The sequence below is a fragment of the Paraburkholderia sp. BR10141 genome, assembly GCF_056155635.1.
In genome coordinates, this window is sequence record NZ_JBMIQH010000002.1 from 417,573 (window position 1) to 437,755 (window position 20,183).

Annotated in this window: 15 protein-coding genes and 1 pseudogene; 7 read left to right on the plus strand and 9 right to left on the minus strand. The window is 65.7% G+C overall.

What is annotated here, in order from left to right:
* Positions 1-35 precede the first annotated feature (35 nt).
* From ACOJB8_RS04555 to ACOJB8_RS04565, 3 genes are read right to left on the minus strand one after another with little or no spacing between them, the layout of a single operon-like run.
* Entirely contained in the window at positions 36-164 is a 129-nt protein-coding gene (locus ACOJB8_RS04555) for a DUF3562 domain-containing protein (protein ID WP_475011240.1), read from the minus strand.
* Complete coding sequence (locus ACOJB8_RS04560; protein WP_475011172.1) at positions 165-884, minus strand: response regulator; 720 nt, start codon at positions 882-884, stop codon at positions 165-167. It lies immediately after the preceding gene.
* Entirely contained in the window at positions 877-2,331 is a 1,455-nt protein-coding gene (locus ACOJB8_RS04565) for an ATP-binding protein (RefSeq protein WP_475011174.1), read from the minus strand. Before ACOJB8_RS04565 ends, ACOJB8_RS04560 begins: the two co-directional genes overlap by 8 nt.
* A 231-nt stretch (positions 2,332-2,562) precedes the next feature.
* Between ACOJB8_RS04565 and ACOJB8_RS04570 the strand changes: the two genes are divergently transcribed.
* The gene (locus tag ACOJB8_RS04570; protein ID WP_368618273.1) at positions 2,563-3,312 is read left to right on the plus strand and encodes a response regulator; all 750 of its coding nucleotides are present in this window, start codon (positions 2,563-2,565) and stop codon (positions 3,310-3,312) included.
* Here ACOJB8_RS04570 and ACOJB8_RS04575 read toward each other — a convergent pair.
* The 3 genes from ACOJB8_RS04575 to ACOJB8_RS04585 form a co-directional block, all read right to left on the minus strand.
* A complete protein-coding gene (locus ACOJB8_RS04575) occupies positions 3,299-4,201 on the minus strand; it encodes a transglutaminase family protein (RefSeq protein WP_368683130.1) in 903 nt (300 codons plus the stop codon). The two genes, ACOJB8_RS04570 and ACOJB8_RS04575, sit on opposite strands and share 14 nt — an antisense overlap.
* On the minus strand, positions 4,198-6,831 hold the full coding sequence (locus tag ACOJB8_RS04580; protein ID WP_475011177.1) for a circularly permuted type 2 ATP-grasp protein: 2,634 nt from the start codon (positions 6,829-6,831) through the stop codon (positions 4,198-4,200). The genes ACOJB8_RS04575 and ACOJB8_RS04580 overlap by 4 nt, the downstream gene beginning before the upstream one ends.
* Positions 6,832-6,908: 77 nt before the next feature.
* A complete protein-coding gene (locus ACOJB8_RS04585) occupies positions 6,909-10,358 on the minus strand; it encodes a transglutaminase family protein (RefSeq protein ID WP_475011178.1) in 3,450 nt (1,149 codons plus the stop codon).
* Between the two features lie 173 nt (positions 10,359-10,531).
* Between ACOJB8_RS04585 and ACOJB8_RS04590 the strand changes: the two genes are divergently transcribed.
* Positions 10,532-11,605: a zinc-binding metallopeptidase family protein gene (locus ACOJB8_RS04590; protein WP_475011180.1), complete on the plus strand. Its 1,074-nt coding sequence runs from the start codon at positions 10,532-10,534 to the stop codon at positions 11,603-11,605.
* Positions 11,606-11,642: 37 nt separating this feature from the next.
* On the opposite strand, the gene ACOJB8_RS04595 is transcribed toward ACOJB8_RS04590, so the two are convergent.
* On the minus strand, positions 11,643-13,091 hold the full coding sequence (locus tag ACOJB8_RS04595; protein ID WP_406951480.1) for a circularly permuted type 2 ATP-grasp protein: 1,449 nt from the start codon (positions 13,089-13,091) through the stop codon (positions 11,643-11,645).
* Positions 13,092-13,248: 157 nt separating this feature from the next.
* Positions 13,249-13,908: a glutathione S-transferase family protein gene (locus ACOJB8_RS04600; RefSeq protein WP_069263162.1), complete on the minus strand. Its 660-nt coding sequence runs from the start codon at positions 13,906-13,908 to the stop codon at positions 13,249-13,251.
* A gap of 265 nt (positions 13,909-14,173) precedes the next feature.
* On the opposite strand from ACOJB8_RS04600, the gene ACOJB8_RS04605 reads away from it, so the two are divergent.
* Positions 14,174-15,514 carry a polyhydroxyalkanoate depolymerase gene (locus ACOJB8_RS04605; RefSeq protein WP_406951287.1) on the plus strand — a complete coding sequence of 447 codons (1,341 nt, stop codon included), beginning with the start codon at positions 14,174-14,176 and terminating at the stop codon, positions 15,512-15,514.
* A 19-nt stretch (positions 15,515-15,533) separates the two neighbouring features.
* Here the strand turns inward: ACOJB8_RS04605 and ACOJB8_RS04610 are convergent, their stop codons facing one another.
* On the minus strand, positions 15,534-15,971 hold the full coding sequence (locus ACOJB8_RS04610; protein WP_475011182.1) for a cupin domain-containing protein: 438 nt from the start codon (positions 15,969-15,971) through the stop codon (positions 15,534-15,536).
* Between the two features lie 207 nt (positions 15,972-16,178).
* Between ACOJB8_RS04610 and ACOJB8_RS04615 the strand changes: the two genes are divergently transcribed.
* The 4 genes and pseudogenes from ACOJB8_RS04615 (at position 16,179) to ACOJB8_RS04630 (ending at position 20,161) form a co-directional block, all read left to right on the plus strand.
* Positions 16,179-17,291, plus strand: coding sequence for a BMP family ABC transporter substrate-binding protein (locus tag ACOJB8_RS04615; protein WP_069263165.1), 1,113 nt, complete (start codon positions 16,179-16,181; stop codon positions 17,289-17,291).
* 38 nt (positions 17,292-17,329) lie between these two features.
* Complete coding sequence (locus ACOJB8_RS04620) at positions 17,330-17,854, plus strand: nucleoside deaminase (protein ID WP_475011184.1); 525 nt, start codon at positions 17,330-17,332, stop codon at positions 17,852-17,854.
* 289 nt (positions 17,855-18,143) lie between these two features.
* Positions 18,144-18,704 (plus strand): annotated as a pseudogene (locus ACOJB8_RS04625) (ParA family protein); the annotation flags it as partial.
* 101 nt (positions 18,705-18,805) lie between these two features.
* On the plus strand, positions 18,806-20,161 hold the full coding sequence (locus ACOJB8_RS04630) for a tryptophan leader peptide (protein WP_475011185.1): 1,356 nt from the start codon (positions 18,806-18,808) through the stop codon (positions 20,159-20,161).
* The last annotated feature ends 22 nt before the right edge of the window (positions 20,162-20,183 follow it).

The following is a 20,183-nucleotide window of genomic DNA, read 5'->3' on the forward strand; positions in this document are numbered from 1 at the left end:
CTCCTGCCACTCAGAGCGTTCGGGGCTTCACGAGCCTAGTGTGCGTCGCTGCGCAAACTCCGAAGATTTTCGCGCACGCGCCGCGCGACCAGCACGCTCAGGTAATCCATGATGCGCGCGCCGTCGCTGAATGCCGCCCAGGTTTCGGATACAGGCTGTCGAATTCATTCGCCGGCAGGCGCGATCTCCAGGCGATAACCCACACCGTAAATCGAGCGGATCATGTCCTGCTCGGGCCGGATCGACTGGATTTTGCGCCGCAGGTTCTTGACGTGCGAGTCGATCGTGCGGTCGGCCACGACGCGGTGATCGTCGTATAGCGCACGCAGAAGAAAGTCGCGCGCGTAAATGCGGCCCGGGCCCGAATGCAGCAACGCGAGCAAACGAAATTCGATGGGTGTGAGGTGCAGATCCCGACCATCCAGGCGCGCGGCGTGTTGCGCGACATCGATCGAAAACGGCGAGGCCACGGTGCCTTCCGCTTCCTGGTGCGCCCGCGCAAGCAGTTCGTCCCGGCGCAGGATCGCCTTGACGCGCGCGACGACTTCACGCGGACTGAACGGCTTGCACACGTAGTCGTCGGCACCCAGTTCAAGCCCGAGCAAACGGTCGATTTCGTCCACGCGCGCCGTGATGATCATCACGGGAATGGCGGAGAACGTGCGCAGTTCGCGGCACACGTCGAGGCCGCTGCGCCCGGGCAGCATCAGGTCGAGCAGCACCATCGACGGTTGGTGTTCGCGCACGTACGGCACGACCTCGCGGCCGTCCGCCAGGATCGTCGTGGCGAAATCTTCCTTCGCGAGATAGTCGGCGAGCAGGGCCGCGAGCTTCGGCTCGTCTTCGACGACGAGGATGGACGGCCGCATGGTCGGATCAATCATGATGCGTGTGCAGGCGAGGAAGTTGGACCAGGATCCGCAGCCCGCCGAGCGGCGAGCGCGATGCCTCGATCGTGCCGCCGTGTTGCTCCACGATGTGCTTGCACAATGCGAGCCCGAGACCCGCGCCGCCGCTTTGACGGCTGCGCGATGGATCGACGCGGAAAAACCGGTCGAACAGATGCGGCAGTAGCGGAGCAGGAACCGGCGGAAACGAATCTTGAACGTCGACATGGATGTCGTTGTCGTTCGACGTGACCGAGAGCCTCACGCGGCCGCCGGCGTTGGTGTAGCGCAGGGCATTTTCCAGCAGGTTTTTCCACAGCTGCGTGAGGCGATAGGGATCGCCCGAGAGCGTGGCGTGAGCGTCGTCGGGATCGAATTCCAGCGAGATGTCCTTGGCGGCGAGGCGCTCGCGAAATACGTCGCATGCGGCCTCCACGATGGGTACGAGGTCGAGCGGCACTTTTTCGAACGAAAGCTGGCCGATGTCGGCCAGCGAAAGTTCATAGAGATCGTCGATCAACTGGCTGAGCATCGCTACTTCGGACTGCAGAGAAGTGATGGTCGCCGCGTCGGGCCGGCGCACGCCGTCCTCGATCGCCTCGAGTTCGCCGCGCAGCACCGAGAGGGGCGTACGCAACTCATGCGAAATGTCGGCGATAAAGTCGCGCCGGTCGCTTTCGGCTTTTTCGAGCGACGCCGCAAGCCGGTTGAAATCGCTCGCGAGCATCTGCAATTCGTCGCTGCCTTTGGCCGGCACGCGTGTGGCATAGTCGCCGCCCGCGAGGCGATGCGTGGCCGTGACGATCCGCTTGATCGGTGTGAGCAGCGTGCGCGCGAGGATGATCGACATGGCGGCGGAGAGCAACGCCGTAAAGCCCACGATGATCCACGTCGCCTGCAGCTGGCGGTCCTTGAAGCGCTGCTCCGCCTGATTGATGAGCGAGGTGGGTCCCCCCACCGCGATCCAGCCGACCGTTTGACCCTTGACGCGCAGCGGATGGCGCACGGCGTCTGGCGGCGGGGGCGGGCCCGCGCTCGTGACGAGTTTCATGTTCGCGTCGTAAAGCGTGTAGGGCGGGCGAAACGGCCGCGGGTGCCCGGTAGCGCCGGGGCCGAAGGGGCCACCGTTGCCGTCGTTGCCGTGGAAGCCGCCCGGCGCATCGGGCGGGCGGCCATCGTCCGGCGGCGCGCCTGGCGGCGGCCCGCCGTCGAATGGAGGCCGGTCTGGCGCGGGCTCGCGAGCGAAATCCCAATTGCCATGTTGGGCGTACGAGGCTTCGAGTTCCTGCTGGAGCGCCGCCAGTTCGCTTGCACTTTGCTCCTGCAGAAAATCCACGAAGCCGAATTCGAAACTCGTCCGGATCGCGACGCCCATGGCCACGGCGGCGAGCACGCAGGCCGAAAGAATCGCGAGGAAGAGCTTGGAGGTGACGCTGACTTTCATGACGGGTTCAGCAGGGAGCGATAAAGGCGAGTGCGAATTTATTCGGCACTATTTTCGCCCGAAGCGTACCGTAAGGTGTACGTGGTCCGTCCGAATCCACACTTTCTCCAGATTTCCCTTCTTTTTCCTGCACCGTTGTTCCGTATGATCCGCTGCAGATCGAAGCGCATCCCTGCGTTCGTGCGCGGGATCGGAATGGAAGACGCGCATCTCAGAGGAAGGGACAGGTCGATGGACATTCACGTGCTGCTTGTCGAGCCCGATCAGGCGTATCGGGACGACCTGCGTACTTATTTGCAGCGTCAGCAGATCGCGGTGTCGGTGCTGTATGGTGTCGAGCGGCTGGAGCAGCGTCTCGCGCGAGAAACGCCCTCGCTCATCATTCTGCGGCACGATGCGCTCAAGATCGACGGCATTGCAGCGCTGCGCACGCTGCGTGAACGCGGATGGCTGACGCCCGCCATCATCGTGAGCCAGTCCGCCGACGTGGCCGACAAGGTGCTCGCCTTCGAATTCGGCGCCAACGACTACATGGTCGATCCGTTCGACCCGCGCGAACTGCTCGCACGTCTGCACCATGCATTGCGTTGCAAGATCGATTACCCCGCGTCGCCGCGCAGGGAGACGAAGTACGTCTTCGACGGATTCGAACTCGACGCCATCGATAATCAACTGTTCAGGGACGGCCTCAAGATTCCCGCCCCGCCGCTGGTGCTCGCCGTGCTCGCGGTGTTCGCTGCGAACCGCCTGCGGCCGCTTTCGCGCGAGCGCATCGTGAGCATGATCGATCGCAATTCGTCGCTTCACGCGCGCAGCGTCGACGTTGTCGTCTTTCGTCTGCGCAAGCTGCTTGGCCTGTCGCCTTGCGGCCGCCAATATATTCAAACGCGTTACAGGGATGGTTATGTTTTTTGCCCTGACGACGCGCTTGCCGATCTGGACCTCGCTGCCAGCGTAAGCGCGGCAGTCAATCCGCGCTGACATTGACCGCGACATCGACTCGATGCGCGCCCCCGCCGAGAATGACGCCGCGCAGGAGCGACACGTCGGTGTAATCGCGGCCGATGGCGAGCGTGACGTGGCCCTGGTCGGCGAGCACGTCATTGGTCGGATCGAGGTCGATCCAGCCGGCAGAGGGCGCAGACGGCACCGAAGGCACGTAGAGCGACACCCACGCATGCGAGGCGTCCGCGCCGATCATCGGTTGGGCGCCTTCAGGCGGGTCATTGCGCAGATAGCCGCTCACGTAGCGCACGGCTAGCCCGATCGAGCGCAAGCAGCCGATCATCACCTGGGCGAAATCCTGACACACGCCATGGCGCAGTTCGAAGGCGCGCGCGGCGGGCGTGTCGAACGACGTTGCCGAGGGGCGGTACGCGAAATCGGCGTGGATGCGATGCATCAGGTCGATCGCGCCGGTCAGAACCGGGGCGTCGGGCCCAAAACTCTCCAGCGCGTAGGCGCGAAATTCCGGCAGCAACGCGATATTCGGCGAGGCGAAACAAAATTCGGACTCCGCATGGAAGGCGTCCCCCGCCGTGTAACGCAGCATGTGCGCGACGTCTTCCCAGGCCGGCGTGCCGTCTGCGTCGAGCGTCGCGTAGCGCGGCGAGAGCAGCACGCTCGTTTCGCTCGTCATCTGCAGATAGTCGTGCGGCGCGTCGAACGAGAAGTAGAGCACCTCGTTGCCGAAGGCGTCGCGGCGGCTCGTCTGATACGACGGTGCGGGTTCGATACGCTCGCGGTGCGCGAGCACGCGCTGCCAGGGAAGGTCGAGCGGGCGGATGGTCGCGAGATGCTGGGCGGTCTCGACGAGCGTCGAATAGCGGTAGGTCGTGCGGTGCGTGACCGCGAGGCGGGTGCCGTTCATGACCAGACCTGCGCGGCGAGCGGCACGGCGTGGCTGAACCAGCGCGCGCTGATCTCGTTCGACATCGCGGCCATACGCTCGGCGAGACTGTCGCACAGTGCGGTGAGCGCGGGGTATCGGCCGTCCTCGCCGGGCTCGCAGAGCGCCTCCAGCGTCGGCAGTGCCTCGATGGGCGCGAGCTGCGAGGCGAACGGCTCGCGCTTCGGGCCGCGCGCCGCCTGGGCGATTTCGTCGAGTCGCGCGCGCAGCCGCGCGTAGACGCCATAGAGGCCGCGCGGATTGGTCGGGTCGGTCACGATCACGTCGAGCAGGGCCGGCACTTCGAGTCGCCCCGGATACAGCGAGCGATACGTGAGCGTGCTGTCGAACAGTTGCAGCAGCACGTCGAAGCCCGCGGGCGTGGCGAGCGTGCGTTCGTGCGCGGCGATGCGAAGCATGGTGGCCAACGCGGCCACGCGCTCGATATGGCGCCCCGCGAACAGCAGGCGCCAGGCTTCGTCGCGGGTCATGCGGTCGCCCTGGCAGCCGCTGATGGCGCTCAACTGTGTTGCGAGCGCATCGAGCGCGCCCATCAGCGCCATGCGGTCGTACGGCGTGGGACGCCGGAATTCGATCGCCGCTCCCTGACGCGCGGCCGCAGGCACGAGTGAAAGCGCCTGAAGCGCATCGCGGAAGTCGTTGCGCGAGGCAAGCACAGTGCGCCAGTGATCGTTCGACAGCCGGCCGCGAATCTCACCGCACGCATACGCCTGGCTCGCGAGCGTGCGGCCGATGCCCGTTGCGCCGGCATTTTCGTGCAGATTGGCCACGAGTGAGCGCTCGAAGTCGTCGAGGCTGCGCCGGGCTTCGCTGACTGTGGCGGGCACGAGTCCGTTGGCGGCGGCCAGTTCGACGAAGGTGCCGAACAACTCTTCGGCGTCGCTGCCTTCGAGCGAGCCGAGAATCAGCCGGCACAGGCGCACGCCGTTTTCGGCGCGCTCGCCGTAACGCCCGGCCCAGAACAGGTTCTCCGCCGAGCGGCTCGGCACGCGGCGGCGTTCGCGGCGCAACTCGCCGGGCTTGATGGGGCTCGGCAGGAGCGTGAAGGTCGAACCGGGCTGGCTCGACAGCACCCAGGTATCCACGCTGCTGCCGCCCATCTGCATCGATACGGATTCCTGATGTTCGGCCGCGAGGCGCGTGAAGCCGCCAGGCAGCACGCGCCAGCCGCATTCCTGATCGGCAATCGCGTAGACGCGCAGCCCGGCGGGCCGCGCGCCGAGCATGCCCGCGCCGGTCTCGTAGCGCGGCGTATAGCTGTAGCGCAGCGGCTGCTGGACCGTGAAGGCGTCGGGCAACTGCTCGATGTGCTCGCGCCAGTCGGCGAGCGTTTGCACGCCGGCGGCCAGTCCGGGCGGCGCGGACGACCCGTTCGCCGCGCCGGGCCACGTCGGCACGAGCAGCGCCTCGGGCACCTGCGCGAGCGCGTCGCGCCAGGCCGCGTCTTCGCCGCACCACCAGGTCGCGATGCCGGGCAGCGCAAGCTCCTCGCCAAGCAGCGCCCGGGCAATGCCGGGCATGAAGCCGTGCAGCGCGGGCGATTCGACGAAGCCCGCGCCGGGCACGTTCGAGACCATCACGTTGCCCGCGCGCATGACCTGTAGCAGTCCCGGTACGCCAATGGTCGAGTCGGCGCGAAGCTCGACCGGGTCGCAAAACGTATCGTCGAGGCGGCGCAGCACGGCGTGCACGCGCTCCAGCCCGTCCAGCGTCTTCAGGTACAGCATGTCGTCGCGCACCGTGAGGTCCTTGCCCTCGACGAGCGTGAGGCCGAGGTAGCGCGCGAGGAACACGTGCTCGAAGTAAGTCTCGCTGAACGGCCCCGGCGTGAGCAGCACGATATGCGCGGACGTGCCGCTCACGCTGCGCTCGTCGGCGCTCATGATCGCGCGTGCGGCCGCCGCGAGCGTGGCGATGAGCTGCGAATAGGACGGTGCGAGACGATGCACCCGCATGGTGCGAAACGGCTCGGCGAAGAGGCTCGAGACGATGAGCCGGTTTTCCAGCAGATAGCCGAGCCCCGAGGGCGCTTCCGTGCGGTGCGAGACGACGGTCCACTGACCTTCGGGCGAGCGCGCGAGGTCGAGCGCGACGATCTGCAAGTACTGGCGGTCGGCCGGCACGAAGCCTTTCACCGCACGCAGATAGCCCGGGTGGCCGAACACCAGCGCGGGCGGCAGCAGGCCGCGCGCGAGCAGCGTTTGCGGCCCGTAGATATCGGCGACGATCTCGTTGAGCAGGCGCGCGCGCTGCGCGGCGCCGCGCTCGATCTGCGCCCATTCGGCTTCGTCGATGATGAACGGCAGCACGTCGAGCGCCCACGGGCGCGGGCCGCCCGCGTCCGCATAGACGTTATAGGTGATGTCGTTCTCTCGCACCTGGCGCGCGACCGACGCCGCGGCGCCGTCGAAACCCGCCACGCCCGGCTTGCCGAGCAGCCCGAAGAACTGCCGCCACGGCTCGCGCAGCTCGCCTTGCGCCGTCTGCAGTTCGTCCCAGTGACCGGCGCGTACCGGCAGCGTGCGCAGCGGCGCGGCCGCCGGGTCGTCGCTGGCGGAGGAATCGAACGGCAGGGTGGATTGGGTCGGCAAGATCGTGGGTCGGGGCAGCGCGCCTCGCTCGCGAGGCACGCCTTCGGTTAGGGCGCTTGACGGGTTATCGGCCGCAATCAGCCGCAGCGTAGATCCAGTGTGAACGGAAACTCGAGGCTGCGCTCGGGGGGCGCCACTTCCACGGGCCCCGGCGTGTGGCCGGTCGTGAAGAAGCGCGCGCGCCGCCGGCTCTCGGCCTCGTAGGCGTTGACCGGAAACGTCTGATAACTGCGGCCGCCCGGATGCGCAACATGATACTGGCATCCGCCGATCGCGCGCGCACTCCAGGTGTCGACGATATCGATCGTGAGCGGCGCGTGCACGCCGATGGTCGGATGCAGCGACGCCGCCTGTTGCCACGCGCGAAACCGCACCCCCGCCACGCTCTCGCTCACGCGCCCGGTCGGCTGAAGCGGCAGCGCGCGGCCGTTCACGCTCACGACGTGGCGGCTCTCGTTGATGCCGAGCACGCGCACTTCGAGCCGCTCGACCGACGAATCGACATAGCGCACCGTCGTGCCGGCTCCGCCTTCTTCGCCCATCACGTGCCACGGTTCGAGCGCATGGCGCACCGAGAGCGCAATGCCGCTCGTCTGCAGCTCGCCGACCAGCGGGAAGCGGAATTCGAAGTGCGGCGCGAACCAGGCGGGATCGAGCGCGAATCCCGCTGCGGACGTTTCGGCGAGCACGTCGTCGAAATCCATCTGCACGAAGGTCGAGAGCATGAAGCGGTCGTGCAGCTCGGTGCCCCAGCGCGTGAGGCGCTGCGTGTACGGCGTCTTCCAGAAGCGCGCGACGAGCGCGCGCAGCAGCAGTTGCTGTGCGAGGCTCATGCGCGCGTGCGGCGGCATTTCGAAGCCGCGCAGCTCGAGCAGGCCGAGGCGGCCGGTCGGACCGTCGGGCGAGTAGAGCTTGTCGATGCAGAACTCGGCGCGATGCGTGTTGCCGGTCACGTCGATAAGGATGTTGCGCAGCGTGCGGTCGATGAGCCAGGGCGGCACGCGCGGGCCATCGTCGAAGGGGCTCCCGAAGCCGCGCAGCAGATCGACCTGGCGCTGGATCTCGGCGAACGCGACTTCCAGTTCGTAGACCTGATCGTTGCGCGCTTCGTCCACGCGCGGCGCCTGGCTCGTCGGCCCGATGAAGAGGCCCGAAAACAGGTACGACAGCGAGGGATGGTTGTGCCAGTAGGCCACGAGGCTCGCAAGCAGGTCGGGGCGGCGCAGGAACGGGCTGTCGGCGGGCGTGGCGCCGCCGAGCACGAGGTGATTGCCCCCGCCGGTGCCGGTGTGCCGGCCGTCGAGCATGAACTTCTCGGTGGAAAGCAGCGTTTCGTGCGCGGCCTGATAAAGGAATTCGGTGCGCTCGACCAGTTCGTCCCAGTTCGACGACGGGTGGATGTTCACCTCGATCACGCCGGGGTCGGGCGTGACCTGGAGCATCTTCAGGCGCGGGTCGCGCGGCGGCGGATAGCCTTCGATCACGACGGGCAGCGCCAACTCGGCGGCGGTGGTTTCGACGGCGGCCAGCAGATCGAGGTAATCGTCGAGTTCGGCGAGCGGCGGCATGAACACGTGAAGCTGGCCTTGCGCGCGGCCAAAGGAGGCGGTTTCGGCTTTTGGCCCGGCGGCGCGCGCGGGGTCGCGTGCTTCGACGCACAGCGCGGTGCGGTGGATCCAGGCGGCGGATTCGCCGCGCTCCGGATAGCGGTTTGTTTCAGGTCCGTTCGCGCTTCCCGTGCCCCCCACCTGACGCGATCGCGCGCTGGCATCGAAGCCTGTCTCGTACTGCATGCGAAGCTCGGCGGCACTGCGCAGCGGCGCCGGGGCGGCGAACGGATCGCGGGAATGCTGCCACGGGTAGTCGCCCTCTGCGACCCACGGCAGCGAATCGAGCGGCAGACGGTAGCCCATCGGCGAGTCGCCGGGGAGGAGGTACATGCGCGCGTCGCGGAAGAACCACGGGCCGCTCACCCAGCGCGGGCCCTGCAGGGCGGGTTGGGCCGCAGGCAGCTCGCCGCGCTCGCACGCGAGCGGCAGCACGTAGCCGGTGACGGTATCGAGGCCCGCGTCGAACACGCGGCGCAGCCGCATGCGTTCCAGCTCGTCGTCGAGGCGCGAGTCGAACGGATCGACGTTCACGGGCAGCCGGCGCTCGCGCCACAGGTAATACCAGGTGTCCTCGTAGCCGGGCTGCACGTGTTGTGGATCGACCGCGAGCTTCGCCGCGAGGTGTTCGATGAAGCGCTGCGCGTCCTGGGCCGTGTGGTGGGTCGGCGAGCGCTCGTCGGCGAAGAGCGCGGGATCGCGCCAGCACGGTTCGCCGTCCGCGCGCCAGAAGAGCGAAAGCGCCCAGCGCGGCAACTGCTCGCCCGGATACCACTTGCCCTGGCCGATATGCAGAAAGCCCAGCGCGCCATAGTGCGCGCGCAGCTTGTCCATCAGCGCGATGGCGTAGCGGCGCTTGGTCGGGCCGAGCGCATCGGTGTTCCATTCGGGCGCGTCGCGGTCGCCCGCCGCCACGAAGGTCGGCTCGCCGCCCATCGTGAGGCGCACGTCCTGGCCGGCGAGCGCGGCGTCCACCTGGACACCCATGGCGTGCATGTCGGCCCATTGCGCTTCGGTGTAGGGCTTCGTCACACGCGGCGTTTCGAGCACGCGCGAGATCGACATCGAATGCGAGAACTCGACTTCGCATTCGTCGAGCGCGCCGGAGATCGGCGCCGCGCTGCCGGGCTCCGGCGTGCACGCCACCGGAATATGGCCTTCGCCCGCGAGCAGGCCCGAGGTCGGATCGAGCCCTATCCAGCCCGCGCCCGGCAGATAGACTTCGCACCAGGCGTGCAGATCGGTGAAGTCGGCCTCGGCGCCGCGCGGGCCGTCGATCGCCTTGACGTCGGGCGTGAGCTGCAGCAGATAGCCCGACACGAAGCGCGCCGCGAGCCCGAGCTGACGCAGCGTCTGCACGAGCAGCCAGCCCGTGTCGCGGCAGGAGCCGGAGCCTTTCTCCAGCGTTTCCTCGGGCGTCTGCACACCCGGCTCCATGCGGATCAGGTAGCCGATCTCGCGTTGCAGGCGCTGGTTCAGATCGACGAGGAAGTCGATGGTCACGCGCGGCGTGCGATCGATCGTCTCGACGAACGCGGCGAAGCGCGGCGTCGGCTCGCTGTGCGCGAGATACGGCGCCAGCTCCGCGGCCAGCTCGGGCGCGTACGTGAACGGAAAGCGCTCGGCGCTCGGTTCGAGAAAGAAGTCGAACGGGTTGTAGACCGCCATTTCCGCGACGAGATCGATCGTGACGCGGAATTCGCGCGTCGGCTCGGGAAACGCGAGCCGCGCCTGATAGTTGGCGAACGGGTCCTGCTGCCAGTTGACGAAATGACCGGCGGGTTCCACGCGCATCGAGTACGAGAGGATAGGCGTGCGGCAGTGCGGCGCGGGGCGCAGGCGCACCACGTGTGGCGCGAGACGCACGAGCCGGTCATAGCGATACTGCGTGACATGGTTTAACGCGACACGGATGGACACACCCGACTCCTCGATCGACGTGGATGGAACGGCTGAAAAGGCTCACGGCGCAACGCGCCTATGATGCGCACGGCGCGAGTGCAGGATGTGACAGCGGCGGCCACGCGAGTGCGAGGCACGCGGCGTGCTGCGCGAGGCACAGCGGAACGCGCGGCCATCACGGGAATGCGGCAATGAAGACCTTTCACTGCGATCACTGCAATCAGCTGGTGTTTTTCGAAAACGAGCGCTGCGAGCGATGCGAGGCGCGCCTCGGCTATGTGCCGCAGACGGGGGAGATGCACGCGTTCGAGGATGCGGGCGAAGGCCGCTGGCGCAGCCTGAATGCGCAGGCCCACGGCGCGCTCTTTCGCCAGTGCCACAACTACGCAGTCGAAAAGGTCTGCAACGGCATGATTCCGGCCGATTGCGACGACACGCTTTGCCGCGCCTGCCAGTTCACGCGAACGATTCCCGACCTCTCGCGGCCCGAGAACCGTCTTTACTGGTATCGCCTCGAGACGGCCAAGCGGCGCCTGCTCTACACGCTGGGGGCGCTCGGCCTGCCGCTCGTCACGCGCGCCGAAGACCCGGAACACGGCCTGCAATTCGAGTTTCTCGAAGAGACGGGCGACGGCCAGCGCATCATGACGGGCCACGATCACGGGCTCATCACGATGAACATCGCCGAGGCCGACGACGCGCATCGCGAGCGCACGCGCATTTCGCTGCACGAGCCGTATCGCACCTTGCTGGGGCATTTTCGCCACGAGGTCGGCCACTACTATTTCGATCGTCTCATCGCGCAGGAGCCGACGGGGCGTTGGCTCGAACCGTTTCGCCGCCGCTTCGGCGACGAGCGCGCCGACTATGCCGCCGCGCTCGCCGCGCACTACGCCGACGGCCCCGCGCCCGACTGGGCCGAGCGCCACGTGAGCGCCTATGCGTCGGTGCATCCGTGGGAGGACTGGGCCGAGACGTGGGCGCATTACCTGCATATCGTCGATACGCTCGATACGGCCACGGCCTGCGGCCTCGCGCTGCTGCCCGAAAGCCCCGACGAGCCCACGCTGGTCGACCAGACGCCGGTGGACGAGGCGAGCTTCGACAGCCTGCTGGCGCGCTGGTTTCCGCTCACCTACGCGCTGAACAGCCTGAACCGCAGCCTCGGCATGCCCGACGGCTACCCGTTCGCGCTGGCTTCGCCCGTCATCGACAAATTGCGCTTCGTTCATCGCGTGATCTCGGCTTCGTCTTCGCGGTCGTGAACGTCCACGCGCCGCGCGAGTTCGTTGAGGTGCCGGCTCAGCGCTCCAGCACCCAGGTGTCCTTCGTGCCGCCGCCCTGCGAGGAATTGACCACGAGCGAGCCCTCGCGCAGCGCGACCCGCGTGAGCCCGCCTGGCACCATGCGCACTTCCTTGCCCGAGAGCACGAATGGACGCAGGTCGATGTGGCGCGGCGCGACGCCCGTTTCGACCCACGTCGGGCAGGTGGAAAGCGAGAGCGTGGGCTGCGCGATGTACTTGTCCGGGTTCGCGACGAGCGCCGCGCGAAACGCCTCGATCTCGGCGCGCGTGGCAGCGGGACCGATCAGCATGCCGTAGCCGCCCGCGCCGTGCGTTTCCTTCACGACCAGCTCCGGCAGATGGTCGAGCACGTAGCGCAGGTCGTCGGCCTTGCGGCACATCCACGTGGGCACGTTCTTGAGCAGCGGCTCCTCGCCCAGATAGAAGCGCACCATGTCCGGCACGTAGGGGTAGATCGACTTGTCGTCGGCGACGCCCGTGCCCACCGCGTTGCACAGCGTCACGTTGCCCTTGCGGTAGACGTTCATGAGGCCCGCCGCGCCGAGCGCCGAATCGGACCGGAAAACGTGCGGATCGAGAAAGTCGTCGTCCACGCGCCGGTAGATCACGTCCACGCGCTGCGGGCCCTTCGTGGTGCGCATATAGAGGTGATCGTTCTCGACGAACAGGTCCTGGCCTTCCACGAGCTCGATGCCCATTTGCTGCGCGAGGAACGCGTGCTCGAAGTAGGCCGAGTTGTACATGCCGGGCGTGAGCAGTACGACCGTCGGATTGTCGGTGCCGGGCGGCGCGGCGGCGCGCAGCGTGTCGAGCAGCAGGTCGGGGTAGTGCGCAACGGGCGCCACGCGATTGCGCACGAACAGATCGGGAAAGAGCCGCATCATCATCTTGCGGTTTTCCAGCATGTACGAGACGCCGGAGGGCACGCGCAGGTTGTCCTCGAGCACGTAGAACTCGCCCTCGCCGGCGCGCACGATGTCGATGCCCGCGATATGCGCATAGATGTCGTGCGCGACGTGCACGCCCTGCATCTCGGGGCGGTATTGCGCGTTGCGCAGGATCTGGTCGGCTGGCACGATGCCGCGCTTGACGATCTCCTGCTCGTGATAGATGTCGTGGATGAAGCGGTTGAGCGCGTTCACGCGCTGGCGCAGGCCGCGCTCGAGCGTGTTCCACTCCTGGCGCTGGAAGATGCGCGGGATCACGTCGAACGGAATCGTGCGCTCGGTGCCCGCACCCGTTATGTCCTTTTCGCCATAAACGGCGAAGGTGATACCCACACGCCGGAAGATGGCATCGGCTTCGGCGCGCTTCTTGAGCATCTGCTGCTCGCTCTGCCTGCGCATCCAGGCGAAGAATTCGCGGTAGTGGGCGCGCGGCTCGCCGACCTGCGCAAACGCCGTGGCGGCAAGGCCGCGAACGTCGAAATCCCCGTACTCGAACATCTCGTTGAAGGCTGTTGGCTTCATGTGCGTTTTTTCCGTTCGCTGCTCTTTTGCGCGCGATTGTTCGTGTTTGTTCGTGCCGGGTTGCGTAGGGGCAATGCAACTTCCATGCCGAATCCCGCGGCACGACATGCTCGATGTTGGTGCGCGGCGACGCTCAGAACTCCATATCGAGTTCGTCGATGTCCTCCGTTTCCGACTGGGCCGCCGCGATCCATTCGGCGACGTACGGCTGCTTGAGCACGCGCATGCAGTAGTCGCCGATGTCGGGGTCGATCGGCACGTCATAGGTGAGCAGGCGCGTGACGACGGGCGCATACATCGCATCCGCCGCGCCGATCTCGCCGAAGAGCCAGGGGCCGCCGTACTTCTGCAGACATTCGCGCCAGATAGTCACGATGCGCGCGATGTCGTCCTGCGCACGCGACCAGACGCGAAAGTTCGGAAAGTGGCCGCGCAGGTTCATCGGCAGGGCGGAGCGCAATGCGCTGAAGCCCGAATGCATTTCCCCGCACACCGAGCGGCAGTGCGCGCGCGCCGTGCGGTCCGCGGGCAACAGCTGCGCCTGCGGCTGGATCTCGTTGAGGTATTCGCAGATGGCGAGCGTATCCCAGACCGTGATGCCGTCGTGGCGCAGGCAAGGAACGAGGATCGAAGGCGAGAGCAGCAGCAGTTCGGCGCGCGTGGCCGCGTCGTCGAGCGGCACCGTCACCGTGTCGAATTCGAGTCCGGCGAGTCTGGCAAGCAGCCAGCCGCGCATGGACCACGACGAATAGTTCCGGCTGCTGATCGTCAGGGTCGTATTCGTCTGACTCATCGAGTGCTCCTGAACGGTGAGGACATGGCGGCCAACAGTGCGACGCGCAGGAACCCGCATGCACCGAATGCGCGCATCGCACCTGCATGCACCGCTCGCGCCGATTCGACGCACTACATTGCAGCATGCAGGAAGGCGCAACCGCCGCTTTGTGCGAAGCGCCCGCGCGCCTGGCCGTGCAGGTGCAAGCACTGTGCCAATGAACGCTTCTGGCATACGTATTGCCTGCTTCGCTTCGCGTTCAAAACAATCGAGAGCTGCGCCCATGAACCTGCTCGCCTATTTTGCCTACCAGACGATCGCGGACTTGACGAGGTTCGGGCGCGCCGGCGCGTCGTTCTCGCGCGCGGCGCTCGCGGCGTGGCCTGCGCTCGCGTGCGGCTTCGACGCGCGCTATCTCGACGCCTGGTGGGAGCAGATCGAGCTTGCCGGGCTCTCGCACGCGCGGCCGCCGTTCGAAATCGATGGGGTGGAGGTGGATGGCGTGCGCACGCCGGTGACGGAAGCCGTCGTCAAGCGCACGCCGTTCGCCTCGCTGCTGCACTTTCGCAAGGACGTCGCCACGCCACAGCCGCGCGTGCTGCTCGTCGCGCCGATGTCGGGGCACTTCGCGACGCTGCTGCGCGGGACCGTGCGCACCATGCTCGCCGACCACGACGTCTATATCACCGACTGGCACAACCCGCGCGACGTGCCCTTGTCGGCGGGGCGCTTCGGTTTTGACGAATACGTCGAGCACGTCATGTCCTTCATTCGGAGAGTCGGCCCCGATGCGCATCTGGTGGCGATCTGCCAGCCGACGGTCGCGGCGCTCGCGGCAGTATCGCTGATGGCCGCCGACAACGATCCCGCGCAGCCCGCGAGCATGACGCTGATGGCGGGACCGATCGATTGCCGCGTGAATCCCACCAAGGTCAACGAACTCGCCAACAGCAAGCCGATCAAGTGGTTCGAGCGCAATCTCATCAGCGCGGTGCCAGGCGGTTTTCCGGGCGCGCAGCGGCGTGTATATCCGGGCTTCGTGCAGCTCAGCGCGTTCATGTCGATGAACCTCCAGCGCCATCTCGCTTCGTTCGAGGAGATGCGCCACGAGCGGGCGAAGGGCGACCCCACGAGAGCGGATGCGCTCAACGTGTTCTATCGCGAGTATTTCGCCACCTCCGATCTCACGGCCGAGTTCTACCTGGAAACGGTCAGCTCGGTGTTTCAGGAATACGCCCTGCCGTTAGGCAAGCTCAAGGTGGGCGAGCGTCTCGTGGAACCGCACGCGATCCGCCGCACCGCGCTGCTCACGATCGAAGGCGAGAAGGACGATATCTGCGCGGTTGGCCAGACTGTGGCCGCCCATGACCTGTGCCGGGGGCTGCGCCCCTATATGAAGACGCATCATGTGCAGACGGGCGTGGGTCATTACGGCGTATTCAACGGCCGTCGCTGGGACACGCAGATCTATCCGCTGGTGCGTTCGACCATTCACGACCACGAGCCGCGCGCGCGGCGCGTCGCGGCGCCGGAGGCGATGAGCGACGATCGGGTGACCCTGCGCGCGCTGCTCGATGCCGACGCGCATGCGGCAACGGCAATCAGTCGCGCCGCCGCAACGTAGCCCGACCAGGTCGAGCGCCTTAGACTGCGGGGCTCGCCTGCCAGGGTGTCGGCGCGGGCACGGCGCAGGGCGCTTCTACATCGATCGACCTGAAGTCGGCGGGGCTCACGATTTCGAGGTACTCCATGTCGGGCGAGTAGTCGAAGAGGTAGTGGGCGATGCCCGGCGCCTGATGCACGCAGTCGCCCGCTTCGACGAGCGTTTCCTTGTCGCCGTACATGAAGCGCGCCCAGCCCTTGAGCATGATGACGATATGAAACTCTGCCTCATGCCGGTGCCAGCCCGTGCCCTGTTCCGGCGCAAGATTTGCCCGGACGAGTTGCGCAACCACCTTGCCATGCGTGGCCCTGGCGATGCCCAGGTCGCGATAGACAAAGAAGTCGCGCAGCCCGCCGCCCGTGAATGAAGTGTCCTGCGGCTTGACGTGCGAAAAGTCAGTAGCGAGTGCGGTTTGCATGGCAGGTCTCCGGAGCGCAGCGGTTGAAGGGGCAACGGGTTCGGCAAGCACGACGCGTTCCATCGTGAAGCCATTGGCGATAGCGTGCGCCAACGGCACGTGGAGCGTTATATCGATTCCGTTATCCATCACATAATGAATCGACATTTCGGCCTCGATTTTGACTGACCACTATTTGACCTTTCCATTCCCTGTTCCGGAGACCACATGGCAACAAGATTCGCTCGCACGTCAGTGCGCTCACTGCGTCTCGTGGCTACGCTGTTCGCCACGCTCGGCGCCTGGGTCGCGTTCGGCCCCACTGCCGCCGCAGCGGCCCCGATGGGCGTCGCGTTCGTCTACCTCGGCAACCCCGGCGACGCAGGCTGGACCTACGCGCATGAGCAGGGCGTGAAGGCGATCGAAGCGAAGTTCGGCGACAAGATCAAGGTCACGCGTGTGGAGAACGTGCCCGAATCGGCCGACTCGGAGCGCGTGTTTCGCGATCTCGCGAACAAGGGCAACAAGATTATCGTAGGCTCGAGTTTTGGCTTTCAGGACTTCGAACTGAAGACCGCAAAGGATTATCCCGACGTCGTCTTCGAGCATGCGACGGGGTACAAGAAGGCCGCGAACTTCGCGACCTATGACGTGCGCACGTACCAGAGCGCATATCTGGCCGGCCTCGTTGGCGGCTATACGACGAAGACGAATACGCTCGGCTTCGTCGCCTCGGTGCCGGTGCCCGAAGTAGTGCGCAACATCAACGCCTTCACGATGGGCGCGCGTTCGGTCAATCCGAATGCGAAGGTCAAGGTCATCTGGATCAATAGCTGGTTCGATCCGGGTAAGGAGAAACAGGCCGCCGAAACGTTGATCGGCCAGGGCGCGGACGTGCTGATCCAGAACACCGATTCGACGGCGACGATGCAGACGGCAGAGCAGAAGAAAGTGCACGCGTTCGGATGGGACTCCGACATGAAGAAGTTCGGGCCGAATGCCCAGTTGGGGGCTTGCGTGAGTTACTGGGGCGTCTATTACTCTCACCTGATCGACCAGGTGCAAGCCGGCACGTGGAGCAACACGCCGACGTGGTGGGGCCTCAAGGAAAAAGCCATCGACCTCGCCGACATCAACACCGCAACCGTCTCGCCTGCCGCGCAAAAGGCGCTTGCGCAAAAGCGCGACGACATCATCGCCGGCAAATTCGATCCGTTCGCCGGCCCGATCAAGGATCAGAGCGGTGCGATCAAGGTGGCAGCGGGCACGTCGCTGCCCGACGCCGAGTTGCTGCGGCTGAACTGGTTCGTGCAGGGCGTGGACGGCGCGTTGCCGAAATGAAATTGCCCGCAAGGAGGAGACAAGCTTTGAGCTTGACCATGTCCCCACAACAGAACGCTTCTGAATTCCCCGAGCAAGGGCTCGCGCCGACGCGCGAACAGATCGTCCGCCATTTGCGGCACGCAAGCGTAGTCGCGGAACGCGCGACGCAGTTGGGCCATCACCCGTTTGGCGCCATTCTCGTCGGACCCGATCAGGAATCGGTTCTCATCGAACAGGGCAATGTCGATACCGTCAATCATGCGGAAGCCGTGCTCGCGCGCGTCGCCGCGCTCAACTTCACGCCGCAGTACTTGTGGAGTTGCACGCTCTATACGACGGTCGAGCCGTGCTGCATGTGCGCGGGCACGGCCTATTGGGCGAACATCGGGCGCGTGGTGTTCGGCATGACGGAAAAGCGGTTGCTGCAGGCCACGGGCGACCACGCGGAGAATCCGACGATGAGCGTGTCGTCGCGCTATGTTTTCGATCATTGCCAGAAGCGCGTTGACCTGATCGGGCCCGTTGCCGAGGTCGAGGAAGAAGTGATGCAGGTGCAGCGCAGGTTTTGGGAACACGCTTGAGCCAGAATTTCCGGTCGTAATCACGCGAAATTGCTCTTTAAGTCACCTGACCTATCCTTAACCTACCGGCGTCCATTTGAACAGGAGAAACGCAAATGAAAGCTCGGCGCATCTTTGCAGCCCTGTTGGCTCTATCGCTAGTGCTGGCGCTGCCAGCCACCGCAAGTTACGCATGCGACGGTACGGGTTATAACCAGCCAGGCTCTGGAAAATGAAGCGGTTATGTAATTAGCCGCGTGACTGTGCTTGCCTGGAAAACCGCCACCAAAAATCTTTTTTGCACCGCCGCAGCTTCCGGCCGGTCGAGGTCACGTCGTTCATTCATTCGTCACCCTTCGAGAATCTCGACGTGATGCCCGCGCATCCCGATCTCGACACGCTGCATGGGAAGCTCGAGTCGCGCTACAAGATCTACAAGCTGCGCGACGCGCTCAAAGAACTCGACATGTACGATGCGATCTACATCGACACGCCGCCTGCGCTGAACTTCTACACGCGCTCCGCGCTGATCGCGGTCGAGCGCTGCCTCATTCCATTCGACTGCGACGACTTCTCGCGCCGCGCACTCTATACGCTGCTCGAGAACGTGAAAGAAATTCAGCAGGACCACAATGCGGCGCTCACGGTCGAAGGCATCGTCATCAACCAGTTCCAGCCGCGCGCGAGCCTGCCGCAGAAACTCGTGGACGAACTCGTCGATGAAGGGCTGCCAGTGCTGTCGTCGCGGCTGTCTTCTTCGGTGAAGATTCGCGAATCGCATCAGCAGGCCAAGCCCGTCGTCCACCTCGATCCGGCGCACAAACTCACGCGCGAATTCGTCGCGCTCCATCAGGAATTGAGCGGGGCTTGAAAGGCAAGCGCGGACATCACCGGTTTACGCCCTCGGCGGAGTGTGCAAGTATCCCTCGCAGCGAGTCGCACCGAGACTCTTGCTCTCTTGCGAGGTTCAGAATGGACTGGAGGTTCTGGAAGACAGAGAAGCGCCAGGAAGAGGCGCGCAACTGGCCCACCAATACGCATGAATCGATACGCCAACTCCTGAGCATGTACCAGGGCGTCGGCACGCCGCCGTTTGCGAACTGGGCCGCGCCCGGCATCGCATTCGCACCCGAAGTCGAAGCGATCGCCCAAAATGGGGTCAAGGGCTATCAGCTCGCCCTCTGGTTCTGGCTCTTTGCCGAGAAGCACGGCACCATCGCAGCGAGAATGGCGCGCGAAACGTTCTGCCTGCTCGCCGACGCGGCGCAGCCGTCGTCGGGAGACGCGATCGATGCGCTCCTCGATCAGGAAAACCGCCTCGCGCATGCCGTCGAGACGGTTTCCGCCGAGCAGCGCGCGTTCAGGCTCGAAGGCCTGAGCGTCGAATTGCCGATGGAATTCTTTCTGGCCACCGGCACGTTGAGGCTCAGGCCCGACTCGCCTTATGCCGGGGATGAGTCCGCCTCCCTGCAAGGCAACGACTACAAGCTGGCGGACTGCTTTCGCCACGCGACCGCTGAAGCGCTGTCCGTTTTCCGCCCGATGATCCAGGCGGTCGAATTCGACGCGAAAACGCTGCCCAGCTGGAAATGGAGCGCCCGGCCGGGTGCGGCCGAGCGGCATCTGCAGCGGCGCTACAGCAATCCGCTCTTTCCGCTGCACCGGCAGATGGTGACGGCCCACGACGTGCACGAGGCGCGTCTCGCCGACAACCTGGCGCTGCAGGATATTCGCAACGAACTCAATGACGTGCGCCGCGCATTCTTCGAAAAGCCGGAACTGCCGTTGAACTGGCTCGCGTACCTCGAAAGCTACCGGGACGAGGTGGACAGGCTCGATGAGCGCCGCCTGGTCGCGGGTGGGCAGAACGCGGCGCTCGGCGAAGCGATCGCGGCGCTGCGTGCCGACGTTCTGGCGCCGTGGCGCGCCGAGATTCAGAAGAATCGCCACAGCCTCGCCACGCTCGAGCAGGACGAAGCGCGCAGGGCCGAACGGCGCTCACTGCTGTACGGCTGCGACTGGACCGCGCAATTGCTCAGTCACGGCTCGCTAATCCCGCCGGACGAAGTCGTTCCCGCTTTGCTGAGCGAATCTCCCGCGGAGTTGGAGAAGGCGGTGACCGGCCTGCAGTCGGATCCACGTCTGCACGAAACGTTGGCGCACTGCCGGGCCGTTGCGCATCGGCTCGTGAACGAGCTGCGCGCGGCAGGTCACAACTTTCCCGATATGACCGACAAGCTGCGCATTCTGGACGGCACGTTCGACGCTCCGCTGAACGGCCAGCACGAACGGCCGCTCGACGGCGCGCCGGGAGAGGTGCCGGCCTGAGGTTGGAGGCGGGCACCCGGTC